The 24077-nt window shown below is 63.5% G+C and carries 19 protein-coding genes; 14 read left to right on the plus strand and 5 right to left on the minus strand.

Annotated features, from left to right (window positions below; all coding sequences use genetic code 11):
* The first annotated feature begins 6 nt into the window (after positions 1-6).
* From VMV82_02975 to VMV82_02990, 4 genes are all read left to right on the plus strand, one after another.
* Positions 7-567 (plus strand): nucleotide exchange factor GrpE, encoded by a 561-nt coding sequence (locus VMV82_02975; protein HUY40511.1) that lies wholly within the window; start codon positions 7-9, stop codon positions 565-567.
* A gap of 15 nt (positions 568-582) precedes the next feature.
* Complete coding sequence (locus tag VMV82_02980) at positions 583-1587, plus strand: DnaJ C-terminal domain-containing protein (GenBank protein ID HUY40512.1); 1005 nt, start codon at positions 583-585, stop codon at positions 1585-1587.
* Positions 1584-1952 (plus strand): VOC family protein, encoded by a 369-nt coding sequence (locus VMV82_02985; GenBank protein ID HUY40513.1) that lies wholly within the window; start codon positions 1584-1586, stop codon positions 1950-1952. The genes VMV82_02980 and VMV82_02985 overlap by 4 nt, the downstream gene beginning before the upstream one ends.
* Positions 1953-2018: 66 nt before the next feature.
* Complete coding sequence (locus VMV82_02990; protein HUY40514.1) at positions 2019-3845, plus strand: ABC transporter ATP-binding protein; 1827 nt, start codon at positions 2019-2021, stop codon at positions 3843-3845.
* A 37-nt stretch (positions 3846-3882) separates the two neighbouring features.
* Here VMV82_02990 and VMV82_02995 read toward each other — a convergent pair whose 3' ends face one another.
* The 3 genes from VMV82_02995 to VMV82_03005 all read right to left on the minus strand — a co-directional run bounded on the left by VMV82_02995 (position 3883) and on the right by VMV82_03005 (position 5609).
* The gene (locus tag VMV82_02995) at positions 3883-4125 is read right to left on the minus strand and encodes a hypothetical protein (GenBank protein ID HUY40515.1); all 243 of its coding nucleotides are present in this window, start codon (positions 4123-4125) and stop codon (positions 3883-3885) included.
* A 79-nt stretch (positions 4126-4204) separates the two neighbouring features.
* Positions 4205-4852, minus strand: a complete 648-nt coding sequence (locus tag VMV82_03000; protein ID HUY40516.1) for a CoA transferase subunit B — start codon at positions 4850-4852, stop codon at positions 4205-4207.
* Between the two features lies 1 nt (position 4853).
* On the minus strand, positions 4854-5609 hold the full coding sequence (locus VMV82_03005) for a CoA transferase subunit A (protein ID HUY40517.1): 756 nt from the start codon (positions 5607-5609) through the stop codon (positions 4854-4856).
* Between the two features lie 62 nt (positions 5610-5671).
* Between VMV82_03005 and VMV82_03010 the strand changes: the two genes are divergently transcribed.
* Positions 5672-6841, plus strand: a complete 1170-nt coding sequence (locus VMV82_03010) for an acyl-CoA dehydrogenase family protein (protein HUY40518.1) — start codon at positions 5672-5674, stop codon at positions 6839-6841.
* A 129-nt stretch (positions 6842-6970) separates the two neighbouring features.
* The gene (locus VMV82_03015) at positions 6971-7186 is read left to right on the plus strand and encodes a hypothetical protein (GenBank protein HUY40519.1); all 216 of its coding nucleotides are present in this window, start codon (positions 6971-6973) and stop codon (positions 7184-7186) included.
* Here the strand turns inward: VMV82_03015 and nth are convergent.
* A complete protein-coding gene (gene nth, locus VMV82_03020) occupies positions 7183-7905 on the minus strand; it encodes an endonuclease III (GenBank protein HUY40520.1) in 723 nt (240 codons plus the stop codon). The two genes, VMV82_03015 and nth, sit on opposite strands and share 4 nt — an antisense overlap.
* 9 nt (positions 7906-7914) lie before the next feature.
* Complete coding sequence (locus VMV82_03025) at positions 7915-8808, minus strand: A/G-specific adenine glycosylase (GenBank protein ID HUY40521.1); 894 nt, start codon at positions 8806-8808, stop codon at positions 7915-7917.
* Between the two features lie 233 nt (positions 8809-9041).
* On the opposite strand from VMV82_03025, the gene VMV82_03030 reads away from it, so the two are divergent.
* The 8 genes from VMV82_03030 to VMV82_03065 all read left to right on the plus strand — a co-directional run bounded on the left by VMV82_03030 (position 9042) and on the right by VMV82_03065 (position 24068).
* Positions 9042-11903, plus strand: a complete 2862-nt coding sequence (locus tag VMV82_03030; GenBank protein HUY40522.1) for a TonB-dependent receptor — start codon at positions 9042-9044, stop codon at positions 11901-11903.
* Between the two features lie 49 nt (positions 11904-11952).
* Positions 11953-14793 (plus strand): TonB-dependent receptor, encoded by a 2841-nt coding sequence (locus VMV82_03035; protein HUY40523.1) that lies wholly within the window; start codon positions 11953-11955, stop codon positions 14791-14793.
* A gap of 225 nt (positions 14794-15018) precedes the next feature.
* Positions 15019-16461, plus strand: coding sequence for a dihydrolipoyl dehydrogenase (gene lpdA, locus VMV82_03040; GenBank protein ID HUY40524.1), 1443 nt, complete (start codon positions 15019-15021; stop codon positions 16459-16461).
* Between the two features lie 2 nt (positions 16462-16463).
* Positions 16464-17135 (plus strand): lipoyl(octanoyl) transferase LipB, encoded by a 672-nt coding sequence (lipB, locus tag VMV82_03045; GenBank protein ID HUY40525.1) that lies wholly within the window; start codon positions 16464-16466, stop codon positions 17133-17135.
* Positions 17114-17983, plus strand: coding sequence for a lipoyl synthase (gene lipA / locus VMV82_03050; protein ID HUY40526.1), 870 nt, complete (start codon positions 17114-17116; stop codon positions 17981-17983). The genes lipB and lipA overlap by 22 nt, the downstream gene beginning before the upstream one ends.
* Positions 17980-21129, plus strand: coding sequence for an efflux RND transporter permease subunit (locus VMV82_03055; protein ID HUY40527.1), 3150 nt, complete (start codon positions 17980-17982; stop codon positions 21127-21129). Before lipA ends, VMV82_03055 begins: the two co-directional genes overlap by 4 nt.
* Positions 21130-21250: 121 nt before the next feature.
* A complete protein-coding gene (locus VMV82_03060; GenBank protein HUY40528.1) occupies positions 21251-22441 on the plus strand; it encodes a hypothetical protein in 1191 nt (396 codons plus the stop codon).
* Positions 22442-22457: 16 nt separating this feature from the next.
* Entirely contained in the window at positions 22458-24068 is a 1611-nt protein-coding gene (locus VMV82_03065; GenBank protein HUY40529.1) for a hypothetical protein, read from the plus strand.
* The last annotated feature ends 9 nt before the right edge of the window (positions 24069-24077 follow it).

Here is a 24077-nt window from a genome sequence, read left to right on the forward strand (position 1 = left end):
TCGACGATGCTCGAGGAACAGCGACTCGACCCCGCAGGCGTCGAGGATGAAGCAGTGATGGGGGCCCCGGTTACGCCGCGGGCTCCCGACGGGCCCGACTCCGTAGCGCAGCTGCGCGAGCAGCTCGCTGCGGCGACGGCTCGTGCCGACGAGAACTACAACCGCTTCCTTCTCGCCGCCGCGGACTTCGAGAACTTCAAGAAACGCACCGAGCGCGATCTGCGCAAGATGCTTACCGACCGGCGCCGCACGCTGTTGGAGCGCTTTCTTCCCGTGCTCGACAATCTGGAGCGAGCGCTCGAGTCCGAGTCCCAAGGTGACGCGCTGCGCGACGGCATCGAACAGACCGTTCGCGGATTTCGTTCGGTGCTCGGCGCCGAAGGCGTTCGGCCGATCGAGGTGCAGGGCAAAGCGTTCGATCCGCACGTCGCCGAAGCGATCGCCACCACGGCTGCGACCGACGGCGTTCCAGACGACACGGTCGTCGCCGTATCCGAGAAGGGATACACGATCGACGACGAGCTCCTTCGCCCCGCAAAGGTCATCGTCGCGAAGCGCTCCGAGTAAGCGAGCCGTGCGCGGATGAACTACAAGGACTACTACGCGACTCTCGGCGTTCCCAAGACGGCGACCGAGAAAGAGATCAAGTCGACGTATCGTAAGCTCGCAAGAAAGTGGCATCCCGACACCAATCCGGATAAGCCGAAAGAAGCCGAAGAGAAGTTCAAGGAGATATCTGAAGCGTACGAAGTGCTCGGCGACGCGCAGAAGCGGCGCAAGTACGACATGCTCGGCGCGGATTGGCAGCAGGCGGCGCAGCAGGCCGAGCAACAGCAGCGGTACCGCACGCAGTTCGACACCGAGGGTTTTGATTTCTCAAACTTCGGCGGAGCGAGCGGCTTCTCGGATTTCTTCGATCTCTTCTTCTCCGGCGTCGGACGGCGGCCGAGCGCTGCGAGCGGCGTCGCGCGACGAGGCCAGGATATCGAGAGCACGATCGAGTTGTCGCTGCGCGACGCCTATAACGGCGGCAAGAAGTCCGTATCGCTGCAGCTCGAGGACGTCTGCCCGCGCTGTCACGGCAGCGGCACCGAGCGCGGCAAGCTCTGCACGACGTGTCACGGTACGGGCCATGCAGTCGTCACGAAGAGGTTCGACGTAACGATTCCGCGCGGCATCGCCGGCGGCCAGCGCATTCGGCTCGCAGGCCAAGGCGGCAGCGGCTCGCCGAACGGCGATCTCTTTCTCGTCGTCAAGATCCGCGACGATCCAACGTATCAACGCAAAGGCAACGATTTGTACGTGGATCTGCCGGTGAGCCTCTACGATTTGGTGCTGGGCAGCGAGGTGCAAGTGCCGACGATGACCGGCCCGGTGTCGATGAAGATTCCCGAGGGAACGCAGAACAACCGGCTCCTGCGCTTGGCGGGAAAGGGCATGCCCGACGTCAAGGGCAACGGAGCCGGCGATCAATACGTTCGACTGATCGGTCAGCTTCCACAGCAGCTCTCCGAAAAGGAGCGCGAGCTTTTCGGCCAGCTTGCCGCCCTACACAACACAAAACGAGAGACGGAGGTGTCCCCATGACGATCAAAGAGATCGCTTTCACGGCCTATCCGGCAAAGGACGTCGCTCGCGTTCGCGACTTCTATCGCGACGTTCTCGGGCTGCCGTTCAGCGGCGAGTTCGCCGAGAGCGGCGTGCTCAAATACGACGAGGTAAAACTCGGCGGCGGCTACTTCGCAGTGCTAACGGAGGAATGGGCCGGGCGCCCCGCAGGCAGCGCCGGCAGCGTCGTCTTCGAGGTCGACGACATCGAGAGCGCGCGCAACGACCTGATCGCGCGCGGCCTGTCCGTCGAAGAGATCTACGACACCCCGGTGTGCCGGATCACGTCGTTCTCCGACCCGGAAGGCAACAAGGTCTCGCTCCACCAGCGTACCGCTCCGTGATAATTCTCTCAACGTGAGGCTTGGTCCGACGCGGCGATCGTATTCGCTCGCCGCGGAGTCTGCGCCATGATGAGCGGGCATGGGCTGATGTGGGGAAACATGTACAGCCCGGACAAGCCAAGCGTTCGGCGCCGCATCGACTGGAAACGCATCGGCGCGCTGTTCATGCCGTATTGGCGGCCGCAGACGCTGGTGCTGGCGTGCATCGTCATCGCGTCGCTGCTCGGGCTGGTTCCCGGTTTCCTGACGGCGCACATCATCGACGTCGCGATCCCGCGAGGCAGCCTCTCGATGCTGCTCGTCGATCTCGCAATCATCGTCGCCTCCGCCCTTGTGGCAGCGGCGATCGGCGTCGTGCAAGGCTACCTGAACTCGGTCGTCGGCGAAGGCATCATGCGCGACATCCGCACGAGCCTGGTATCCCACCTGCACCGCATGCCGATTGCGTTCTTCACGGGCACCAAGACCGGCGAGATCATGAACCGCGTCTCGAACGACGTGGACAACATCGACAACGTCGTGACGGGAACCCTCACGGCCATCGTGACCAACGTCGTCGTCATCGGCACGACGCTCGCCGCGATGTTCGTCTGGAACTGGCGGCTCGCACTGCTCTCCGCCATCGTGGTTCCGCTGATGATCGTCCCGCTCGGCCCGGTGGGGCGACGCATGTATCAAGTACGCCGGCGCACGCGCGAGCAACGCGACGAGATCGAGTCGATCACGCAAGAGACGCTCTCGATTTCAGGGATTACTCTCATCAAATCGTTCGCCCGCGAGGAGTACGAGAGCAAGCGCTTCTACGGCGTGGGAACGAAACTCATGAATCTCGAGGTTCGCCTCGCGATGGTCGGGCGCTGGTTTCTCGCATTGGTGACGGCGATGGTCATCATCGGCCCCGTAATCGTTTGGCTCGGCGGCGGATGGCTCGCGATCCAGCATACGCTGCAAATCGGCGTCATCGTCGCGTTCGTCTCCTTCATTCAGACGCGGCTCTACGGACCTGCCGCGGCACTCGCGGGAATCCAGGTGCAGATCGTCAGCGCGTTCGCCGTCTTCGAGCGCATCTTCGAGTACCTCGATTTACCGGCTGAAGCGTACGATGCCCCGAACGCCGTCGCGCTACCCGAGATCAGAGGCGACGTCGCGTTCGAGGACGTGAGCTTCGGCTACACCGATGCGCGGCGCATACTCGATAAAGTCTCTTTCGAGGTCCGCAGCGGCCAAGTAGCGGCCTTCGTGGGGCCGACCGGAGCCGGAAAGACGACGATCACGCAGCTCGTGCCGCGCTTCTACGATCCGCAAGAAGGCCGCGTCCTCGTCGACGGCCACGACGTGCGCACCGTCACGCTCGACTCGCTGCGACGTCACATCGGGATCGTAACGCAAGAGACGTATCTCTTTCACGACACGATCGAGAGCAATCTGCGATACGGCAAGCCCGACGCGACGACCGAGGAGATCGCGGCGGCGGCGACGGCGGCGAACATCCACGACTTCATCGTAAGCCTACCCGACGGCTACCAAACCGTCGTCGGCGAGCGCGGCCACAAGCTCTCGGGCGGCGAGCGCCAGCGGCTTGCCATCGCGCGGGTGCTCCTCAATGACCCGCGTATTCTGATTCTCGACGAGGCGACGAGCGCGCTCGACTCGCACAGCGAAGCCGCAATCCAGACGGCGCTCGAACGCGTCATGCGCGGGCGCACGACGCTTGCCATCGCGCATCGGCTTTCGACGATTCTCTCGGCCGACGTCATCTTCGTGATCGAGCGCGGCCGTATCGTCGAGCAAGGGACGCACGCCGCGCTCCTCACTCGCGACGGTTCCTACGCGCGGTTGTACCGCAAGCAGTTTCGGGAGGAACCAGCGTCTGAAACGATGGCCGCCCCGTAAGGGCGGCCATCGTTTCGAAGATTCTACGGTTACGGTCTCAGCGGCCGGCGGCGATGCCCGCCTGAACCTCAGTAATAGCCTGGTTGACCAGCCCCATCGCCCTGATGCGATGACCGGCCTTGTCCGTGATCGCCATGCTGAGCTGGTTGCTGGCGGCGCGAAGATCGCTCAGCGCGTTGAACATGTGCGTTTGCACGGCAAACGCGACGCCGCTGCCGAAGCCGACGGCGAGTGCGAATGCGACGGCGACGAGGCTGAGGCGGAATCTGGATCGCTGCATGAATGAACCTCCAAGAGTAGGAGCGGAAAGCGTTCATGCGTTAGCCGGCTGCGTACCCCTTCCTTCGCCCGTTGCATATTCAGCCCACCGGGCCGAGCTCGACTCGCAGCGCCGGTTCGGTTGCCTTTCGCACGTCGTCCACGCTCACGCCGGGGGCCGTCTCGCGCAGCACCAGACCGTCGGGCGCAACGTCGATCACCGCGAGATCCGTGATGATGCGATTGACGACCCCGCGTCCCGTGAGAGGCAGCGAGCACTCGCGCACGATCTTGCGATCGCCTCCTTTGGCGACGTGTTCCATCATCACGATGACGCGCTTCGCACCGTGCACGAGATCCATGGCGCCGCCCATCCCCTTCACCATCTTGCCGGGGATCATCCAGTTGGCGAGATCGCCCGTCTGCGAGACTTGCATCGCACCGAGAACCGCGACGTCGATGTGCCCTCCGCGAATCATTCCGAAGGAGAGCGCGGAATCGAAGAACGAAGCACCCGGAAGAACCGTCACGGTCTCCTTTCCAGCGTTGATGAGATCGGGATCCTCGTCGCCTTCGTACGGATACGGTCCGAAGCCGAGAATGCCGTTCTCGCTCTGAAGCACCACCGTCACGCCTTCGGGCACGTAGTTCGGCACGAGCGTCGGCAGGCCGATGCCAAGGTTGACGTACTGCCCGTCGCGCAGCTCGCGCGCTACGCGCGCTGCGAGCTCGATTCGCGTCAAGGCCATCTCAGGAGACCGCCTTTCTGGTGGTCACGCGCTCGATGCGTTTCCCCTCCGCACCGACGGGAACGACCCGTTGCACGAAGATGCCCGGCAGGTGCACGTCTTCGGGAACGATCGCGCCAGGCTCGACCAGCTCCTCGACTTCGGCGATCGTGATCCGACCCGCCATCGCACAGAGCGGGTTGAAGTTTCTCGTCGCCTTTGCGAAGACGAGGTTGCCTTGCCGATCGCCGACGGTAGCGCGCACGAGCGCGAAGTCGCAAACGATTCCGTACTCGAGCACGTACTCGCGATCGCCGAAACGGCGCACCTCTTTGGGCGGCGATGCGACCGCGACGCTTCCGTCGGGAGCGTAACGCCATGGCAGGCCGCCGTCGGCGACCGGCGTACCGACGCCGGCGGGCGTGTAGAATGCGGGAATGCCGCACCCGCCGGCCCGCAACCGCTCGGCGAGCGTTCCCTGCGGAACGAGCTCGACTTCGAGCTCGCCGCTTAGGTACTGGCGCTCGAACTCGCGATTCTCTCCGACGTACGAGCCGGTGGTTCTGCAAATGCGCTTGCGATCGAGTAAGACGCCGAGTCCCCAACCGTCGACGCCGCAGTTGTTGCTGACGGTGACGAGATCGGTCGCACCGTGCTCGAGCAGCGCGGAGATGAGGTTGTGCGGTATGCCGTTGAGCCCGAAACCGCCGACCGCGAGCGTAGCCCCGTCCGGTATGTCCGCGATGGCTTGCGCGCAGGTGGCGACGACCTTGTCCATAGGCGGGTGGAGTATGCGCCCGGAGGACGGAGAGCCTCCCTTGGGCGTGGAAGCGGCACCGCATGGCCACCACGGTACCGGAGCGGGCACAAACGCAAGAAACCGAGGAGCTGATCCTCGCGGTCGTGCGACAGCTTGTCGTAGAGCGCGTCGCGCCGCGCGCCGCGGAGATCGACGAGCGCGGCGAGTTCCCGATGGATTTGAAGCAGCTCTTCGCGCAAAACGACTTGCTCGGCATCCCGATCCCGGTCGAGTACGGCGGACTCGGCGGGACGTTCCTCACCTACGTGAAGGTCGTCGAGGAAATTGCCAAGGCCTGCGCTTCGAGCTCGCTCATCGTCGCGGTGCAGGAGCTCGGCATGCTTCCGATTTTCATCGGCGGCGATGAGGCCCAGAAGAAGCACTACCTTCCGAAGCTCGCCTCCGGTGAGTGGATTGCCGCCTACGCGCTGACGGAAAGCACGAGCGGCTCCGATGCCGCGGGCTCGATGCGCACGCGCGCGCAACGGCGCGGCGACACGTACGTGCTCAATGGAACGAAGATTTGGATCACCCACGGCGGCCTCGCCGATGTGGTCTGCGTCTTCGCCGTGACCGATCCGTCGATGGGGCCCAAGGGCATCAGCGCGTTCATCGTCGAGAAGACGTTCGACGGTTTCAACGTCGGCAAGAAGGAGCGCAAGATGGGCATCCGCGGATCGCCGACCGTCGAGCTCAACTTCAACGACTGCATCGTTCCGGCGACAAACCGCATCGGGGCGGAGGGCGAGGGCTTCAAGATCGCGATGCGGGTGCTTGACAAATCGCGCCCCGGCATCGCGGCGCAAGCGCTGGGAATCGCTGCCGGAGCACTTGAGTACGCAACCAATTACGCCAAGGAGCGAATCGCCTTCGGCAAGCCGATCGGTCAGCATCAAGGCGTGGGATTCATGCTCGCCGACATGAAGACGGAGGTCGAGGCGGCGCGCCTCCTCCTTTATGAAGCTGCGCGCCGGTGCGACGAGGGTACCTCGGACGTAACGCTCTGGGCGGCCATGGCCAAGCTCAAATGCGGCGACGTCGCGATGGCGGTGACGACCGATGCGGTTCAGGTCCTCGGCGGGTTCGGCTACTCCGCCGATTACCCCGTGGAGCGTATGATGCGCGACGCCAAGATCACGCAGATCTACGAAGGAACGCAGCAGATACAGCGCCTCGTGATCTCGCGCTCTATCGTGGGCAAGAGCCGCTAGGCCAGGGAACGTATGGCCGGGGGCGAACCATCTTCCGGTCATCTACGTTGCACGAACGTAGCATTTCCGGCGCCCGCGGCGTCCCCGTCCCGCACCGGAGAAATTTCGCGTTGAAAGGAGGTGTGTAGATTGAACAAAGCATTTGCTGCATTGCTGGCGTCGGCATTCCTGACGACCGGCATCGCGATGGCGGCGGCGACCCCGAAGCCGGCGGCCCATCACACGATGGCGCCGCACCACGCGACGCCGAAACCCAAGCCGACCATGCACTCATCGATGATGCACTCGTCGCATAGCCACACGGCGACGCCGAAACCGAAACCGAAGCCGACCCACAAGCCCTAATCGTAGGGCTTCGTTTTCATCCCACGCCGGCGCGGCCCAGAGGGCTGCGCCGGATTCTTTTGCAGCGCTCTGCCGGTGGGGCAGAGCGCAAGCAACGGACAGCGATCGCACAGCGGCCGCGGTGCCTTGCAGATCGCGCGCCCGTGCAGAATGAGCCAGTGCGTTGCGAGCCCCCACTTCTTACGAGGAACGACCGCGGTAAGATCGCGCTCGACGTCGAGCGGCGTCTTGCCGGTCGTCAATCCGAGACGGTGCGCGACGCGAAAGACGTGCGTGTCTACTGCGAGCGCCGGCTCGCCGAAGGCATTGGCGAGCACCACGCTTGCGGTTTTGCGCCCCACGCCGGCGAGCGACTCCAGCGACTCACGCTGCGCCGGCACCTTCCCCCCGAAGCGCTCGGCGATATCGCGCGCGGCCGCGATGACGTTCCTCGCCTTGGCATGGTAGAAGCCGCACGACTTGATGATGCACTCGACCTCCTTTGGAGAGGCCTTCGCGAGCTTTTCCGGCGCCGGATACTTCTCGAAAAGGATCGGGGTCGTCACGTTCACGCGCGCGTCGGTGCACTGCGCGGAGAGAATCACCGCGATCAGCAGCTCGTAGGGGTTGCGGTGCTCGAGCGCGGTCGCCGCGCGTGGATAGGTGCGCTCGAGTATTTTCAGCTGTTCGAGCGCGACCGCGCGGGAGACCTTACGTTTCGGAAACGGGACTGCGGACACGCTACGGCGCTATGGCAGCGAGACGCTCCCGTCCTGCAGTACGACCAGACCTTCGCCGTGGAGCGCGCGGACGAGCTCGCGCACTTCGGCGATACGCCGGTCGGCGAGCACGGCCTTTAGGTCGCGATGGAGATCGAGCAGTGAGATGCGCTTCCCCGGCGGCAGATCGCGCAGCCGGTCGACGATGCGGCCCCGTGCGTAGCGCGACGTCAGCACGAACGCGACCGCCTTGCGGCGCGTCCGTCGCGTGCGCCTCGTGCGCTCAACGGTGGAAGCGCCGAGGAGCGCTGCAGCAGCACAGGCTCCTCGCAAGGGACAGATCGCGCATTTCGGCGCGCGCGACGTGCAGATCGTGGCGCCGAAGTCCATCAGCGCCGAGTTCCAGTCGTGGGCGCGTCCCCGCGGCATGAGGGCGAACGCGAGCGTGGCGAGCTGGGTGCTCGTCGCCGCAGCGGGATCTTCGGGGCCCCAGAAGACGCGATGCAGGACGCGCTTCAGGTTGACGTCGAGCGGCACGTCGTCGATATCGTAGCCGAAGGCACGAATCGCGGCAGCCGTGTACGGGCCGATTCCCGGGAGCGCCAGCAACGCGGACGTCGCACGCGGCAGCCTCCCCCGGTGCTCGGCGACGACGGCCGCGGCGGCGGCGTGGAGCCTGAGCGCCCGGGCATTGTAGCCGAGGCCACGCCAGGCGCGCAGGATCTCCCCGCAGCTCGCCGCCGCGAGCGCCGTGAGGGTCGGAAAGCGCTCGACGAAGGCCGTGAAAATCGGGACGACGCGATCGACCTGGGTCTGCTGCAGCATGAACTCGCTGACGAGGGTGCGATACGGTGAGCGCTCCCGGCGCCAGGGCAGATCGGACCGCCCGGCTCTCCGAAACCACCGCAGCAGGGCTTGCCGCACGAGCGCCTGCGTTTCCCCGACTCCCGCCGCTCGCCTACTCAAAAGATTAGAGACTCCTTAACGGGCAGGGACCCGCCCGGCTGCACTCGCAAGACGCGCGGCAGCCGGGGCGTTACTCGCGTTACTGTCGGAGGAGACCAATGTTTAGGACTTTTCTGAGTTGGCTCATTGCTTTGGCTGTGGGCTTCATGGTGCTTTCCGCCACGCCTGCCGCTGCCGCAGGAACGGGAAGCGTGTCAGGAACGGTTACCGCCAGCGACGGCGCTCCGATTGCCGGTGCGACCGTCGACCTGCGCGGTCCGGCGTCGTATGCGACGCAGACCGATGCAGCGGGAGCATTTACGGTCCCCTCTATCGTGCCCGGCATCTACTCGATAACCGTCAGCAAGGCGGGGTTCGGCACAGCGACCGACAGTCTCGCCGTCATTGCGGACCAGACGCAGCACATCGGGGTGAGCTTGAACGCTGCGTCCTTCACGTCGCTGCGCACGATCGCGACGGTCAACGTCCGCGGCCACGGCCAGTTCAACGTGACGCCCGCGTCCGTCAGCGTCGTATCGGCGCAGGCTTTCCAAAATCAAGCCCAGCCGCAAGTGATCCACATACTTAATGAGATTCCTGGTCTCCAAATATCGTATCCGGGAGGAAGCGCGAACGCCGCTCTGCCCGGCGCCATCACGGTTCCGACGATCAGAGACGCGTCGTCGTACGAGACCGCATCGCTGATCGATGGCCACCCGCTCGCCATCTCGGATTATGGCGACTACGTCACGACGTTCCTGAGCAGCTTCATGTTCGGCTACGTCGAGGTCATCAAGGGTCCGGGCGCGACGGCACCGGAGGTCAACAACGCGATCAACGGCACCATCAACTTTCACACGCTGGATCCCACGCTGGCGCCGACTCCGTCCTACGAGTTCGCGTACACCAGCCACGGAGGAACCTTCGAGAACTTCGGCATCTCCGACACGATACTCAACGGGCGCCTCGGCTTCGTGGTCGACGTCGCAAACCTCGACGACCCATCCGCACTCAACGGCACCCAAGTGATGATCGACCCCGGCTCCGGCAGCGGCTGGTCGAGGAGCACACATCCGTACTCGCCCAACTACAACTTCTGTGACAACTACTGCACGTTCTTCGGCGGAGAGAACAACGTCAATAACACGGAGAGCGGCATCCAAACCGGCTTCTCGATGGTCGGATGCTGCTATCGCCTCTCCGGCGATTTCGAAAACACCTCTGAGCTCGTAAAGCTGCGCTATCACTTCTCACAGTCGACGACGCTCACCATGAGCTATCTCGGGGGGCAATCGTTTTCGGATCAAAACGGAAACATCGGAAACTTGACGCTCGGCACCTTCACGCCCGGCGGCGGTTACACCGGTTCGATTCCGGCAGGCAGCCCCGTGGCCGTCGACTACTTATATCCCGGAACCGCGAACCGCGAGGCCGACAACGAGCCCATCTTCCAAGCTGAGATCAGCTCGGCACTCGGCAACGACACGATCCTGGCCCGCTACTATCACGCGACGCTCTACCGCAATGCCTATGAAGGCTCGGGGCAAGGCATTCTCGACCCGTACAACCTCACGGTCTACGGCACGTCCTACACGAGCCCCGCGACGACGTGCCCGGACGGTGGCGTCGGCGTCACGGACTGCACCTACAACGGGAACGCGTTCCCCGTGTTCTGGCAAGACTACTTCAGCCAAACCGAGCAGAACAAGCTCAATGGCTGGTCCTTTGAATACGACCATCCGTTCGGGGCCGGCGACGACGTTTCGTTCGCCATCGACCGGACGGACACGCAAGCGCTCGTATGGGAGCAGACCGCGACCTACACGAGCGTGACTCTCCCGACCGGGTCGTCGAGCATCTATACCACCTATCAACTCCGCGGTCACTTCCTGCTTTCACCCACGCTCGAAATGACTGTCGCCGACTATTTGAACACGTACCACAACACGTTTCCCCAGAGTTGCCCGTTCGCATTTGGCTTCCAGGTATGCGCAGCCGACGGAAGCAACGTGACGTTCGAATCGGCAACGACGAGCCACAACGATCCACGCATAGCGTTCGAGTTTCGCCCGAGCCCAAACGTCGCGATTCGCGCCTCGGCCGGAAGCGCAATCGCGCCGCCGTATCTCGGATTGCTGAGTCTTATCTCGCCGGCGTCCGCATCGTTCCACGCAGGGAACTACGCGACAATCACGCACAATACGACGAACCTCAAAGCCGAGACCGCGTTCGGATACGATGTCGGTGCCGACTGGCGCATCGGCGGGGGCCAGACGATCGTCTCGGGCGACATCTACCTCAACAACCTCTTCAACCACTACTTTGACGAGACCATTTTCAGCGGCACCTACTGCTTCAACCCGATACCGTGCAGCGGCGGCGGGAGCGCCAGTACGCCAGTGTACTTCGCGACGAACACGAACATCAGCAACTTTCGCTTCGAAGGCATCGAGCTCTCGATCAACCGGCACCCGCGGGTAGGCTTTGGCTACACGCTCGCAGCCGGGCTGCAGCGGGGATACGTGTACAACCTGCCGGCTGGATTCTACTGCACGCAGCCGGTTGCATCGTGCATCAGCAATCCCGCAAAATGGAACCAGAACCTCAACATCGTCGCGGGACAGAATCTCAACGGCGAGGGCGTCGGATCCGTGCAGTTCTATCCATACTACGGCTTCAACAGCAGCATCAGCGGCCTGAACACGCGCGAGCCGTACTCGCAGGGCTACGGAGAGCTGTCGTACGCGTTCGCAGGAGGAGCGGGCTACGCGTCCTTCGGGGAGACGTACTTCGGCAACAACAACTCGTTCAACCAGCGTGCGTTCACGGTCGCCAACGCAACGCTCCGGATCCCAATTGCCAAGACGCTGTCGTTCCAGGTGTCGGGAAACAACGTCTTCAACGCGCTATCGGGATTGATCCCGATATACGGAGGCGGTATCCCGATACCGCTCGCCAATCGGTCCGTGTGCCCGAACGCCGGCATCGGGACGGGCTGCGGAAGCGCGGCCACGGTCGCCAACTTCTACGGACCAGCCACCTACACGTTCATGCTCACGAAGAGGCTACCGTAGCGCTCTTCCCACATCACTCGATTTTTTTGTCGGAGAACCATTGATGCGTTTGCCTACCCTTCGTATCCTCGCTCCACTCTGCATCGTCTTCGGCTTCCTGACGGCTTCGGCGGCGGCTTCGGTGCCCGCCACGGTTGCACAAGCAACCGCGTCCGTCACGGGAACCGTGCAAGACACGAGCGGCGCGCCCATAGTCGGCGCGGCGATCATGCTGAGCGGCCCGACGACATACTCCACGACGACGGATAACCAGGGACGCTTTTCCGTGCAAAACGTCAGCCCCGGCGTCTACACGATCTCGATCGACAAGGCGGGATACAACAACGCGGTCCAGTCGATCGCCGTGGTGCCCGGCCAAGTGCAGACGGTCGCAGTAAACTTGGCACCGATCAGCTTCTCGACGTTACGCACGATCGCAAGAATACGGACGAACGGCAGAGGGAGCATTAATACGACGGCGGCTTCGGTCAACGTCATTTCGCCGCAGACCTTCATCGACCAAGCCGCACCTCAAGTCACGCGCGTCCTCAGCCAGATCCCCGGCTTGCAGATATCGTTCCCGTCGAACTCCGCGAACGCAGCCGCGCCCGGCGCGATCACGATCCCGAACATCCGCGACGCAACGTCGTACGAGACCGCATCCCTCATCGACGGGCATCCGATCTCGGTCGGGCAGTACGGCGACAACGTCACGACGTTCTTGAACACGTTCATGTTCAGCGGCGTCGAGGTCGTGAAGGGCCCGGGGGCCGACGCACCCGAGGTCAACAATGCGATCGGCGGTACCGTAAACTTCCACACCAAGGATCCGACGCTCGCGCCGACGCCGAGCTTCCTTGCCGGCATCGACAACCGCGGGGGAACCTTCACCAACTTCGGCATCAGCGACACGATCCTCGACGGACATCTAGGCTTCGTCGTCGACGTCGCGACCGACAACAACCCCTCGGCGCTCAACGGTACGCAGGTGTACTACGATCCGAGTGGCGGCACGTATCATGGCGGCTCGCTCTACGGGAACACCGGCTACACGCAAGTGCCCAACACCTTGAGCTTCCTTCCAACTCAGTACCACCTCCTCGCATGCTGTTATATGCTGCAAGGCTATCTCAACCAGACGGCTGAGTTGATCAAGCTGCGCTATCGCTTATCGCCCGCCACGGTCGCGACGGTCAGCTACCTCGGCAACCAAACGATCAGCGATCAAAATGGGAACACGTCCGACTACGTCAACGGCACGTTCATTCCCGGCGGCGGTTATACCGGATCGCTTCGGCCAGGCCCCATCCAAGTGGCGAACATCTACGCCGGCACATTCAACGGCGAGTTCAACAACCAGCCGATCTTCCAAGCTGAGGTCTCGACGACGCTCGGCAACGACTCGTTCATCGCTCGCTACTACCACGCGTCGATCGAACGGTATCAGTTCCAGGGCGGACCCAGCCCGTACAACCTCGACTACAATAACGTCACGCTCTACGGATACGACTCCAACTCGTCGACGATGTTCAACGGCCAAGGCGCGGCCGTCGGCTATGCGGACTTCTACCAGGAGCCCGAGATCGACAAGCTCTCCGGTGAATCGTTCGAATGGCAGCACCCGTTTGCCGAAAACGACCTGCTTACATTCTCGGTCGAGCAGAGCGCGGCGCAGAGCATCGACTACTCGATCTTCTCCGGCCCCTTCTACTCCTACGGGCTTCCGCCGGGGACGAGCCAGCTCTTGACGACGTACCTGCTCCGCGCGCATGTCTACCTCACGCCGAAGCTCGACGTCACGCTCGCCAACTACTTCAACACGTACAGCAGCACGTTTGCAACGCTGTGTCCGCCGTACGATCCGGGCTGCGTAGACAAGTCGACCGTCGAGCAAGGCACGGGCCTGACCTTCACGACCGTGCATAACTCGCACTACGATCCGCGAATTGGCCTCGTCTTCCGGCCGAATCCGAACACGTCGATCCGTCTCGCGGCGGGCAGCTCGATCGCGCCGCCGTTCATGGGCCTCCTCAGCACTATCACGACCCAGCCGGCATACAGCGGCAACGTCGCGATCGAATCTCAGAGCAACGGCAACCTGAAGCCCGAGACGGGCTTCGGATACGACCTCGGGGCAGACTATCGCCTCAACGACGGCCTGACGACGATCTCGGGCGACGCGTACCTCACGAATCTCTTCAACCGGTTCTTCGGGCAAACCATCGACACGGGACTCGTCTGCGGCACGGCTAACCCGTGCAGCGGCGGCGCTCCGCCCGGTACGCCGATCCTCAATTCCACCAACACGAACATCAGCAACGCCCGCTTCGAAGGCGTCGAGTTGACGATCAAGCGCGAGCCGCTCGTCGGCTTCGGATTCAACGTCTCGGGCGCGGTCATGCGCGGCTACTACTACAACCTGCCGCCGGGATTCTATTGCAGCGTTCCAACCACCGCATGCATCAACAACCGAACGCTGTGGGATCAGAACCTGAACGTCATCGCCGGGCAGAACACGAACGGCATTACGGACGGCTTCTATGCCATCAGCTACAACGGCAACATGCGCATCCCGTACTCGCAGGGGAACGCCGAGTTCTCGTACAGCTTCCCGAACCGCGCGTACGTGTCGTTCGGCGAGACGTACTACGGCAACAACAACTCGCTGAACCAGCCGGCGTTCGTGATCGGCTACGCGACGGTGCGCTACCCGATCACGAAGATGCTGGCTCTCCAAGTCTCAGGAGACAACATCTTCAACAAGTACCCGGGCATACTGCCGACGCTCGGCGCCGGCGTGCCGATTCCTCTCGCGAACGGGTGGACCGGCGCAACGACCGGTAACGTGCTCGGCCCGGCAACCTGGCGTCTCGTCTTGACGACGATGCTGCCACAGTCTCAGGCACCCTAACAGCGATTAGGCGCTCCTCGACGCTCTGATGCGTCGAGGAGCGCTCGCGCTAGGCGTTCGGGCGGCAGCCGCGCCGGCTCCGGGCAGCGTGCCCGCCAATATCGCGGAACCCAGATGCTCGTGGATCTGCCGATAGAGCGGCCCGTCTAATCTTCAACCTGGACCGGTCCCATGTTCGCGGCGCACGCACGTCGAAGCCTGTGCGCATCGAGAAAGGAGCCAGACTTGGCTGAACATCAGGCCGACGCGATCGTCATCGGAGCAGGCCCCGGTGGTTACCATGCCGCGATTCGTCTCGGACAACTCGGCAAGAAGGTCATCTGCGTCGATCGTGACGAGGTCGGCGGCGTCTGTTTGAACTGGGGCTGCATTCCAACGAAGGCGCTCTTGCACGTGGGTGAGATCGCGCGCCAGATTCGCCAGGCCGGAGAGCTCGGATTGACAGCCGGAGAGCTTCGCGTCGAGCGCGAACGCGTAGCGAAGTTCAAGACCGACGTCGTCAACGCGAACGTCGGCGGCGTCAAGACGCTCTTCAAAGGCAACAACGTGGAGTTTCTCTACGGTGAGGCCTCCTTCTTGAGCGCGACGCAGATCGCGCTCAAGAAGAGAGAGGGTGGAGAGGACACGATCGTCGCGCAGAAGGTCGTGATCGCGACCGGCTCGGCGCCGATCGACGTCAAATTGTGGCCGCACGACGGAACGGCGATTCTCAACTCCGACGACGCCGTCAAGCTGGAATCCATCCCGAAGGAGCTGCTCGTCGTCGGCGGGGGCGTCATTGGCTTAGAGTTTGCCACCGTCTACACGCGCTTGGGCGCCAAAGTGCTCGTGATCGAGACGCTGCCGCAGATCCTCACCGGGACCGACGCCGAGATCGCCAAGACCCTCGGCCGTATTTTGAAGAAACAAGGCATCGAGATCATGCTCTCGACGACCGTGGGGAAGATCGAGAAGCGTGCAAAGGGCGTCAACGCGACGTTCAAAGGTGAGGGCACGAGCGGCAAAGACGAGACGCGCACCTTCGACGCGGTGCTCGTCGCAGTCGGGCGCCGTCCCGTGACCGACGCGCTCAACCTCAAGGCCGCGGGACTCTCGACCGGCGAAAAAGGCTTCCTCGCCGTCGACCAGCAGATGCGCACGAGCGTTGCGAATATCTTCGCCATCGGCGACGTGACGGGAGCACCGCTTCTTGCGCATCGCGCCATGAAGCAGGGGCTCGTCGCCGCCGAAGTCATCTCCGGAATCCGCTCGGCCGCGTTCGATCCGATCGCCGTGCCGAACTGCATCTACACGGACCCCGAGGTCGCAACCGTGGGACTCTCCGAAGAGGAAGCCAAGGCGCAAGGCCACGAGGTTCGGATCGGCAAGTTTCCTCTCGCGGCCAGCGGCCGCGCGCGCACAATGAACGAGACCGAGGGGCTCATCAAACTCGTCGGCGACGCGAAGACGGACCTGCTGCTCGGCATGCATATCGTCGCGCCGCAAGCGGAGTCGCTCATCGGCGAGGGCGTGATTGCGCTCGAGATGGGCGCGACGCTGGAAGACATCGCGCTCTCCGTGCACCCGCACCCGACGCTCACGGAAGGCATCATGGAAGCGGCAGAGGCCGCGCACGGAAAGGCGATTCACATCCTCAATCCCAAACCGCGAACCCCCACAGCGGTATAGCCGTGTCGCAGGCGCGCCTGCTCGATCTCGGGCTGCGCCCGTACCGCGAGGTATGGGAGCTTCAGCACGCCCTGCACGAGCGCGTCGCGCTAGGCGAGGAGCCGGAGACGTGGATCGCCGTCGAGCATCCGCCGGTGATCACGCTGGGGAGGAACGCACGCGCCGCGAACGTTCTCGTGCCGCGCGATGCTCTCGCGGCGCGCGGAATCGACGTCGTCGAGATCGAGCGCGGCGGCGACGTCACCTATCACGGACCCGGGCAGCTCGTCGTCTATCCGATCCGTCGCCTCGAACGATTCCGTGAAGTCGTTCCGCTCGTACGCAGCTTGGAAGAGGCCGTCATCGGCGCCTGCGCGTCGTTCGGCATCGCTGCCACCCGCTGGAGCGAACACGCCGGCGTCTGGGTAGGGCGCAACCAGATCTGCGCGATCGGCCTTGCAGTACGACAGATGGCCTCGCTGCACGGTATCGCGTTCAACGTCTCGACGGAGCTCGACTACGACCGCCTCATCAACCCCTGCGGTCTCACCGATCGCGGCTTGACCTCGCTCTCGAAAGAACTGGGCCGCAACGTCTGCGTCGACGAAGCCAAACCCGCGCTCTTCTCGTCCCTCGAAAGAACCTTCGCGCTGTCCTTTGCCGGCGACGTGCCATGGCTCTCGAAATCGATCTGATCCGCAAGCCGGACTGGCTGCGCGTCCGCCTTCCGATCGGCGACAACTACGAACGCGTCAAGCGCGAAGTGCGCGGCCTCGAGTTGCACACGGTCTGCCAGGAAGCTGCGTGCCCGAACCTCGCCGAATGCTGGGGCGTCGGCACCGCGACGATCATGATTCTCGGCGACGTCTGCACGCGCGGCTGCCGCTTCTGCAACGTCAAGACGGGAACGCAGCACGGCAACGTGGACTGGCTCGAGCCGCTGCGCGTCGCACGCGCCGTCGAGGAGCTCGGCTGGAAGTACCTCGTCTTGACGGCTGTCGACCGCGACGATCTCGCCGACGGCGGCGCGCTCGTCTTTGCCAACACCGTGCGAGCGATTCACGAGCGCGTCCCCGATGCACGCGTCGAGATCCTGAGCGGCGATTTTCGCGGCGATCTTCGCGCGCTCGACATCGTCATGGACGCCGCGCCGGACGTCTTCGCTCATAACGTCGAAACGGTGCGCCGTCTCACGCCCGTCGTCCGCGATCGCCGGGCCGGCTACGATCAGTCGCTGCGCGTGCTCGATCATGCGAAACGGCGCGCACCCGAACGCTTCACGAAGACGTCGATCATGCTCGGCCTCGGCGAGCGCGAAGACGAGGTCGAGCGCGTCATGGAGGATGCGCGCAGCGCCGGCGTCGACATCTTCACCATGGGCCAGTATTTGCGTCCCACGAAGAAGCATTTGCCCGTTACCGAGTACGTCACGCCGGATCGCTTTGCCGAGCTCGGCGCGCTCGCGCGCTCGAAGGGTTTCCATCAAGTGGTTTCGAGTCCGCTCTCGCGCTCGTCGTATCACGCTGAACAAGCCTTTTCGTGATTCGGTTCTTCCTCAACAGACCGATCTTTGCGACCGTCTGCGCGCTCATGATCACGCTCGCGGGCGCGGTGATGATTCCGACGCTGCCGATCGCGCAGTACCCGCAAGTCGCGCCGCCGGTCGTCACCGTTTCGGCGAACTGGATCGGCGCGAGCCCGACCGCAATCGAGAGTGCCGTCACCGTTCCCCTCGAAGACGCACTCAACGACGTCGAAGGCCTGCGCTACATCACGTCCTCGAGCGCCGACGGTGCCTCCACGGTGAGCTGCACGTTCACGCTCGGAACGAATTTGGACATTGCGGCGGCCGACGTGCAGAATGCGGTGCAGTCGGCGTTGGGCTTGCTCCCGGCGCAGGTCCGTCAAACCGGCGTTACGATCACGAAGAACTCGGGTTCCATTCTCGTCGCGATAGCGTTGAGGTCGAACACTTCCAAGTACGACACGCTATGGCTCAGTAACTACGCACAGCTCAACGTCGTCAACACGCTGGCGCGCGTTTCGGGAGTCTCCCAAGTGCGCATCTTCGGAGAGCGCCGGTATGCGATGCGCATCTGGCTCGATCCGCGCAAGCTCGCTCAGCAGGGATTGACGGTCCCCGACGTCATCAACGCCCTCTCCGAGCAAAACGAGGAGGTCGCGGCCGGCAGCATCGGCGCGGCGCCGGAGCCATCAGACCAGCCGTACACCTACGTCGTCAACGCTTCGGGCCGCCTCTCCGCACCCGCCCAGTTCGCCAACATCGTGCTTCGTACGGATCCCAACGGCGGCTTCACCCGCCTCGGCGACGTGGCGCGCATCCAGCTCGGTGCGGAGGATTACTCGTCCTATCTCCGCTTCGACGGGCAGCAGAACGCTGTCGGCATGGGTGTCTTCCAATATCCTGACGCAAACGCGCTGAGCGTCGCCGCTGCAGTGACGAAGCGCATGAAGGAACTCGCCAGGCACTTTCCGGCCGGCATCACGTATACGGTCGCGCTCGACTCGACGACGTTCGTGCGCGAGTCGGTGCGCGAGGTGCTGATCACGCTGATGCTCTCGGTCTTGCTCGTCGTGCTCGTCATCTATCTCTTCTTGCAGGACCCACGCGCGACGCTCATTCCCGCCGCAACCATTCCGGTTTCGCTCGTCGGTACGTTCTTCGTGATGAAGATCTTCGGGTTCACGATCAACACTATCACCCTCTTCGGATTGACGCTCGCCACGGGGCTCGTGGTCGACGACGCAATCGTCGTCATCGAGAACATCGCACGCCACATGGAGCGCAATCGCGGCAAGATGTCGGGACGTGACAGTGCGCTCGAGGCAATGCGAGAGATTCAGAGCGCTGTCGTCGCTTCGTCGCTCGTCTTGCTTGCGGTCTTTTTGCCCGTCGCATTCTTTCCAGGCACGACGGGCGAAATCTACCGGCAGTTCGCCCTCACCATCGCAGCCTCCATCTCGATCTCGCTCTTCGCAGCCTTGACGTTCGCGCCGACGCTGACCGCAAGGCTCCTCCACGGCGACATCGAGTCGAACGCGTTCGTGTTCCACTACTTCAACCTCGGCTACCACGCATTCCGCGACTGGTATGCGCGGTCGCTGCCGAAGATCGCAAACCGGCGGACGCTCGTTCTTGGCGCGTTTGCGGCGGCATTGCTGGTGACGGGAATCATGTTCCGCACAACGCCGACGGCGTTCATCCCCAATGAGGATCAGGGCTTCGCGATCATCTTGGTGCAGGCGCCGGAGGGTACCTCGCTCGCCTACGAGAGCGCGTTCGCGGCGAAAGCGGAGCACATTTTGCTCTCCTCGTCGGACGTCGATCATGTCTTCAACGTCGGCGGCTTCAGCTTCGGCGGCTCGGCGCCGAACTTCGGCCTGATCTTCGTACGCTTGAAACCGTGGAGCGAGCGGCCGGGCTACGCACACTCGTTGGACTACCTGCTGGCCGGCTGGGACGCGCAGTTCGCGCGGATTCCGGGCGGCACGATCATCGGCTTCGACCCCCCGGCGATCAACGGCATCGGCAGCTTCGGCGGCTTTCAGTTCGAGCTCGAAGACCAAGGGAATGTCGGTCTTCCCGTCCTCGCAGCGACCGCAAACGCGATCATCGCCGCCGCCTATGCCGACCCGCGATTGTCGCGCGTTTTCACGCAGTTTCGTCTGAACTCGCCGCAAATCCAGATGCACATCGACCGCAACAAGGCAAAGGCGCTCGGCATCTCGATGACCGATCTCTTCGAGACCGTCGGGACCGATCTCGGCTCCTACTACGTGAACGACTTCGACTACCTCAATCGCTCCTGGCGCGTGTACGTCCAAGCCGACACGCCCTTTCGCGACCGCATCGATGCGCTGCAGCAGCTCTACGTCGCTCCCATCGTAGCGCCCGGCCCGGCGCCGGCGGCGAGCAGCAGTCTGGCAAGCGGGCAGACGCCGATAAGCAACCTCGTGACGCTCTCACAGGTCAAGACGGCGCCGGTGATATCGCACTACGATCTCTTTCGATCTCTCGAAATCAACGGAAACGCGGCGCCCGGGCATGGCTCCGGCGAGGCGATCGCCGCCATAGAGCAGATCTTCGCGCGCGTCGCGCCGGCAGGCATCGGGTACGAGTGGTCGGGATTGCAGCTCGACGAGATCGCCGCGGGCAGCACGAGCACGCTCATCTTCGTCCTGGGACTCGTCGTCGTCTTTCTCGTGCTCTCGGCACAGTACGAGAGCTTCATAGACCCGCTGATCGTGATTCTCGCCGTGCCGGCGGCGATCTTCGGCGCGCTACTCGCGCTCGACGTGCGTCACTTGCCGCAAGACATCTACGCGCAGGTCGGATACGTCATGCTGATCGGCCTCGCGAGCAAGAGCGCGATCCTCATCGTGGAGTTCGCAAACCAGCAGATGCGGGCCGGCGCGGATGCCGTCACCGCGGCACTGCGTGCCGCCCAGACGCGGCTGCGCCCGATACTCATGACCTCGATCGCTTTCATCATCGCGGTTCTGCCGATGGTCTTTGCTACCGGGGCGGGCAGCGCGGCGCGTCACTCCCTCGGGACGGTCGTCTTCGGCGGCATGCTCCTTTCGACGTTTCTCAACTTGGCGATCACGCCCGTCCTCTATATCCTCATCAAGTCGCTCTCGCGGCCGCGCGCCCCGGCAGACTCCTAGGAGTCCTAGCCGGGTTTTTTCTAAGGCAGCGAGGGTTTAGCGGGGCCAGGAGGCAAGTCTCTGGCCGGCCTACCTTGATAAGTTTAATAGGGTCTTGCCGTCTTTTCGTGGGAGAAGCTCGATGTTCAAACGCCTTCCCGCCATAGCGGCCGCCGTTTTGGCGGCGGCGTCTTTCGCGTGGTCTTCGATCCCCGCAATGGCCGACGGCGGCACCGTCGACGCCATGTCGCAGGGCGTCGTTACGGGCGCCAACACGGCGATCCGCAATGCCATGGACGCGGCTGCGCGGCGGAGGGCCGAGCACGTGGCTCCGGCGACGGTGAGCCAAGCGCCGCCGGTCGCCCAGCCGAAGCCGAGCGGCTCCCTCGGGCTGCCGATGGGATTTACTTATACGCTCGATTGGTCGGTGGCGTACCCGTTCGGCAACATCGGCACGTTCGGCAAGCGTTGGCTGCCGGGTGGAATGGATGCCGTCATGGGGTGGGGTTTCAGCCCCTACTCTCGCATCGTCGCGAACTACTACGAGATCCAGCATTACCCGTACGGATTCAACTCGGGAATCGTGCCCTTCTACTTGCAAGGACTCGCTAATCCGGTCGGCACCGCTAACCTCGGGACGCTTTCGCCGCAGTTGAACCTGGCGACGAAGGACCGCTTCTTCCTTGCGAACTGGGAACAGCTCTTCACGCTCGGAAACGTTGGCGGCAGGCAGATTCCGCTCGTCGTTACCCCGACGTACGTCGCGCGTTGGTCGTCCATCGCCGCGTCGAACAACAACAGCGACGTGGTTCCATTCGAAACCGTTCCGGGCCTCGGCACGCCGGTCTACGACGTGCATACGCGTACCGCTCAATACTATTCGGTGGCCTTCACGCTGCCGTTCCTCAAGACGCCGAAGTTCTTCGGGACGTTCACGGTGGCGCCGACCTGGCTCGTGCACCTCGCTGGAAACAACCAACGCAACTATGCCCAGCTCTATCAGATCCTCTACCTCGAATACGACGCCACGCCGACGACCACGCTCTTCGTCGAGCCGCAAAGTTCGCGTGACTATCTGCCGCTCGATCCGTACGCGCAGCACGTCATCGATTACTTCGCCGGCGTGTCGCAGCGCATCGGCAAGTTCGGCTTCGTTCAGCTCGTGCTCAACAGCGGCGGCCCCACGAACTTCTCCCCGGACGGCGTCAGCGCGCTAACCTGCCAGCAGCTTCCGTGCGGCCCGAGCCAAGTGGTTCCAACGGTCGGCGGTCTGCGGGCGACCCAACTCCAGATTCAATTCGGCATCGGTTCGCCGAGCGTGATTCAATTCTAAAGCAAGGGCATTCATCATGAGATTGACAGACTCGATCAAGCTCCTCACGCTCGCCGCCATTACCGCAGGCATCGCGGCCTGCGGCGGTAGTGCCGGGAATCTCCCGCCCGCTGGTCCGCCGGGGGTCCCGCCGCCGAGCTCGCCCGCAATGGTAACGAACAAGATCGTGGGACTCGGCGACAGCCTAACCGCCGGCTACCAGTCCAGCGGTATGCTCGGCCAGACGAACGTCCCGCTCGGGCAGGCGGAGTTCACGAGCATCGGATTGACGACGGTTCCGCCAACGCAGGAGAACGGCTTCTTCTCGGTCTTTTACTCTGCGGCCAAGGGCATGACGTGGGTGCAGCAAGCCACCCCGGGCGTGTCGGTGCTGCCTCTTATCGCGGGGCCGGGCATCGGCAACCAGATTCTTCCCGCGAACCCCGCCGACACCGGCGGCTACCCATTCGCTACGGTGCCGGGACGCTCGAGCTGCGATGCCTTCAATCAATCGGCATACGCGTATACCGCCAGCTCCGGCGCCGGAGCGACGGTTCGCATGAATCCCACATCCGTGACGTACGATCTCGGCATTCCGTCGCTCACGCTCGCCGAAGCGATCGGAATGCGCCAGCCGCTCACGACGACGTGCAGCGAACTCTACAATCCCCCCGCCAGCGTGGCGCAGGCGGAGATCGACGCGTTGCAGACGCTCGTCAGCGGCGAGAGCGAGAACTACTATCCGGTGATGGAGAAGTACAGTTCGCCGGCTAGCCCGATGTCGCCGCTCCAAGCCGCCGAGTCGCTGCACCCGACGCTCACGACGGTTTGGCTGGGCGCCAACGACTTGCTCCGCTATATCTTCTCGGCTGGTACCGCACCCGGCATCGACACGACCGCGAGTCAAGTCCGAACGCACATGACGACAATCATTCAAGGGCTGCGCCACAGTGGATCCGACGTCATCGTTGCCACGTTGCCGAACGTGATCGAGACGCCGCAGTTCGCGATCGTCGGCAATCCGCCGTCGCAAGCCTACTGCCAGATTCAGACGTGGCTTCCGTGCATACTCTACGAGTTTGGCCTGGCCCCGACGTTCGCTCTGGCCGAAGGCTACACAACGGGCGTCCTCATCGCGAGCGACAGCTTCCTCGCGCCGTCCGGATCGCAGAACGCCTACCTCACCGAAACCGGCCTCATCACGCTTCTCGCGTCGGGGGCTAACCCGGCGTCGCTGAGTGCCAGCGCAAATGGATCCGAGTATCTCACGGCGTCGTTTGCTGCCCAGTCACAATCGGTGAACGCCGCGATCAACAGCGGCATCCTCGCCGCTGCAAGTGCCACCGGCGTCCCCGTCGTGCGCGTCGATCAGATATTCGACGGCATCTACAGCGGCTCCGGGCCGTACTTCGCAGCCGCAGCATCGATCAATCCGCCCAAGTGCTGCACGCTCGCATTCGGCGGCGGATTGCTGACGTTCGACGGTTTGCACCCTTCGGACACCGGGTACGCGCTGATCGCCTCGTCGTTCGCGCAGACCGCCAACGGCGCATTCGGTACGAGCATACCCGCCATCAATGCGGCGGGAGCGTACACGGGAGCCGGCGGCATCTTCGCACCGTACCCGGACCCCTACGCCCTACACTAGCGACCTAGG

The organism is Candidatus Dormiibacterota bacterium (genome assembly GCA_035532035.1).
GTDB lineage: Bacteria > Vulcanimicrobiota > Vulcanimicrobiia > Vulcanimicrobiales > Vulcanimicrobiaceae > Tyrphobacter.

Bases quoted from the DNA above. Each gene is read 5' to 3' on its own strand.
- VMV82_02990 (HUY40514.1), top strand. From the start codon at position 2,019: ATGATGAGCGGGCATGGGCTGATGTGGGGAAACATGTACAGCCCGGAC.
- VMV82_02995 (HUY40515.1), bottom strand. From the start codon at position 4,125: ATGCAGCGATCCAGATTCCGCCTCAGCCTCGTCGCCGTCGCATTCGCA.
- VMV82_02985 (HUY40513.1), top strand. From the start codon at position 1,584: ATGACGATCAAAGAGATCGCTTTCACGGCCTATCCGGCAAAGGACGTC.
- VMV82_02975 (HUY40511.1), top strand. From the start codon at position 7: ATGCTCGAGGAACAGCGACTCGACCCCGCAGGCGTCGAGGATGAAGCA.
- VMV82_02980 (HUY40512.1), top strand. From the start codon at position 583: ATGAACTACAAGGACTACTACGCGACTCTCGGCGTTCCCAAGACGGCG.
- VMV82_03000 (HUY40516.1), bottom strand. From the start codon at position 4,852: ATGGCCTTGACGCGAATCGAGCTCGCAGCGCGCGTAGCGCGCGAGCTG.
- VMV82_03010 (HUY40518.1), top strand. From the start codon at position 5,672: ATGGCCACCACGGTACCGGAGCGGGCACAAACGCAAGAAACCGAGGAG.
- VMV82_03060 (HUY40528.1), top strand. From the start codon at position 21,251: ATGTTCAAACGCCTTCCCGCCATAGCGGCCGCCGTTTTGGCGGCGGCG.
- VMV82_03065 (HUY40529.1), top strand. From the start codon at position 22,458: ATGAGATTGACAGACTCGATCAAGCTCCTCACGCTCGCCGCCATTACC.
- lipA (HUY40526.1), top strand. From the start codon at position 17,114: ATGGCTCTCGAAATCGATCTGATCCGCAAGCCGGACTGGCTGCGCGTC.
- VMV82_03005 (HUY40517.1), bottom strand. From the start codon at position 5,609: ATGGACAAGGTCGTCGCCACCTGCGCGCAAGCCATCGCGGACATACCG.